General features: G+C 49.9%; 2 protein-coding genes. Both read left to right on the top strand.

From position 1 onward, the window contains the following. Positions 1–222 precede the first annotated feature (222 nt). Positions 223–786, top strand: a complete 564-nt coding sequence (locus tag VNL73_02540; GenBank protein HXF48289.1) for a redoxin family protein — start codon at positions 223–225, stop codon at positions 784–786. Between the two features lie 135 nt (positions 787–921). Next, a partial coding sequence (locus VNL73_02535) for a hypothetical protein (GenBank protein ID HXF48288.1) occupies positions 922–2,709 on the top strand: 1,788 nt, incomplete at its 3' end.

Here is a 2,709-nt window from a genome sequence, read left to right as displayed (position 1 = left end):
CTCCAGCCACCGGTAGCAAATGCCTGCTGGTGTCAATGGCTTGAATTGACCTGTACTCCCCGTTGCGAAACCGCCGAGCCGTGCGACGGTGGAGGGACCTGCGTTTGTAATCCGCAAACGTATGGTTGTTGTTGTTTCTTCACGTAGTTAGGGTTTGACCTGCGCCCGCTAACCCATCAGAAGGTTGGCGGGGGCAAGGAAATAATCTGAAAGGAGGAGGAAATGGCTGGAGATTTTGCGATTTCAAAAAAATTGATGCTCGTACTAATGGGGGGCGTGTTAGCAGCTTCTTTTCTGGGCATATTTGCCGGTACTTCCTTTACCGAATGGAATTCTACCAGAAAACGGGATGCCCGGATGAAGGAGAAAATGCTGCTTAAAGCCGGACAGTCGTTTCCGCACGGGAGTTTCATTGATATGGAAGGCAAATCTTTTAATCTGGAAAAAGCTCTTGAGGGAAAGAAAACCTTTTTGATTTTCTTTACCACAGAATGCCCCCATTGCACGGACGCCCTGCAAAAATGGGTTGAGTATTATCCCAATCGGGATTCGGAATATGAAGTGGCGGCCATTTCTTATGAGCCAGTCGATAAATTGCGGAGGTATAAAGAAGAAAGGAATTTGAGTATTCCGGTGTTCAATGATTCTATTGGAAAGTTTACAGGTAATTACAAAATCGAAGTATATCCAACAATCATCGGGGTGAACGAGCACCGGGAGATCGCATTTGTCGAAATAGGAAATAACCCCAAAAAGTCGGTGGGGGATTATTTGAGGGGGTTGTAAATCTGCCAGACCCCCAGTATATTTTTTTGCAGGTAGGACATCATGATTGGTAGACGGCTGTGTTCCAGCGTTGCCTTTTTTGAGGCGATCATTATTGCTTTATTTATTTTTTCCATCCCACAAGCCCGCATGAAAGTGGCGGACACAGTCCATTTACCACTTTCCAATCTGGTGGGAATACCGGTTTTACCAAATTTAGAGCAGTGCACCCACAAGACCGGACGATTTTGGCTTACGGTTTCCAATTACGGAATTCTTGGCAATCGAAAAGATGTGCTTTTAAGGGACTGCTTAACGGATGGCTTTACCTCGTCCGCCGAGTTCCCCGGCGGCACGAACATCGAATACTTATTTCAAGGTGCGCTTTGGGTTGGCGGCATCGTAGGGGATGATACGCTAACATCTCTCGGCAACGACGGCTGGGTGAACATTCGGGAGTTTTTTCCGGATGAAGGAGTGAAGGGGAGCATCGTCAAGCGTTCGGCTCGAAATACCAGTCCATTTTATAGCCCAGACGCAATTTCGGATTTGGATCTGATTGCCGAGTACTATGACACCCTGAGAGACCCGCAACTTGTCAGAATCGTGGATCCTGAAACCGGCGAACCCAATAAATCCCTGGAATTGAAAATCGAGCAGCGAAGCTATTCTTGGGCCGCAGATTGGGGACAAGATTGGGTGCTTTTGGATTACACCATTACCAACATGGGAGTCGAGCCAATTAGAAAAGCGTATGTCGGGCTATTCATGGATCCCGATGTGGGAAAAACAACGGATGGAAAAGTGACCTACGACGATGATTATTGTGCTTTTGTAACGGAGGGGATTTACGGTCCACCGGGTGGTTTTTGGTTTTTACCGGGAGTAGGTTTTTTCGACCCCGGGGTATGTCCGGAAACTCTTTACATGGCCTACACCTTTGATAACGATGGGGACCCTGAATCGGGAGACGATTTTGGGCTTTCCACAAGAAACCCCACAGGGGCCTTGGGCATTCGTTTTTTGCGCGCTGGCGAGGCCCTTCGATCGTCTTTTACTTTCCCGGCGCGAATCAGCTTCAATTGGTGGATTCCGGATGAGTTTGGATTTATGGATTGGGGGCCGCAGAAAATTCCCGGATTCAAGAACATCTACGGCGGGCGCGGCCATCCCATAGGGGATGCCATGCGATACTACTACTTATCCAACCGTGAAATCGATTACGACCAAATCGCCAGCGCTTTTTCAAACCCGGCTCGGGTCGATTCTCTTTTTGCGGGTTTCTGGATGCCGCCCCTGCAGATACCCGCTTATGCCTTCGACATCGCGGACGGAGCCGACTGCCGCTTTCTTTTATCCGCCGGGCCGTTTGATTTAGACCCAGGAGCGAGCTTACCCGTAACCCTTGCCATTTTCGTCGGGCCCCGTTTTCATCCGTACGCAGGGCACTTTGCCGAAACTTTCCGCACGACAGGTGATTTTCTCGACTCCGCTCGAATTGGCATGTTCAGACGGAATTTGCGTAAGGAGGGTCTGATTGGAAACGCTCAAATGGCCAGAAAAGTATTTGACAACGAGAGCATCCGCTCCCTGGTATTCTGCAAACTACATCCCACCGGAGTAGTCATTAATGATTCCGCCCGCTTTCACGGCGACGGGATTCCGGATTACAAAGGGCCGGCGCCGCCCCCTTTTCCCCGGATGCAGTTTTTTGCTGACGAGGGGGAGGTGACCATCCGCTGGTTCGGGCGGGAAACGGAGGAGGCGATAGACCCGATAACCAATCAGCAGGATTTTGAGGGGTACACCATCCAGATGTCGCCGGACGGGATTAACTACACGACAATCGGCTACTTTGACCGCGTTAACTGGAAGCCGTACTTTTTGAACCTGGACTTGAACGGAGACGGGATTCGGGAGAATTGGGAATTTAGGTGGGAACCT

Source organism: Verrucomicrobiia bacterium (genome assembly GCA_035574275.1).
In the GTDB taxonomy this organism is placed as follows: Bacteria; Zixibacteria; MSB-5A5; order DSPP01; family DSPP01; genus DSPP01.
This window is presented reverse-complemented; position numbering and strand designations above follow the sequence as displayed.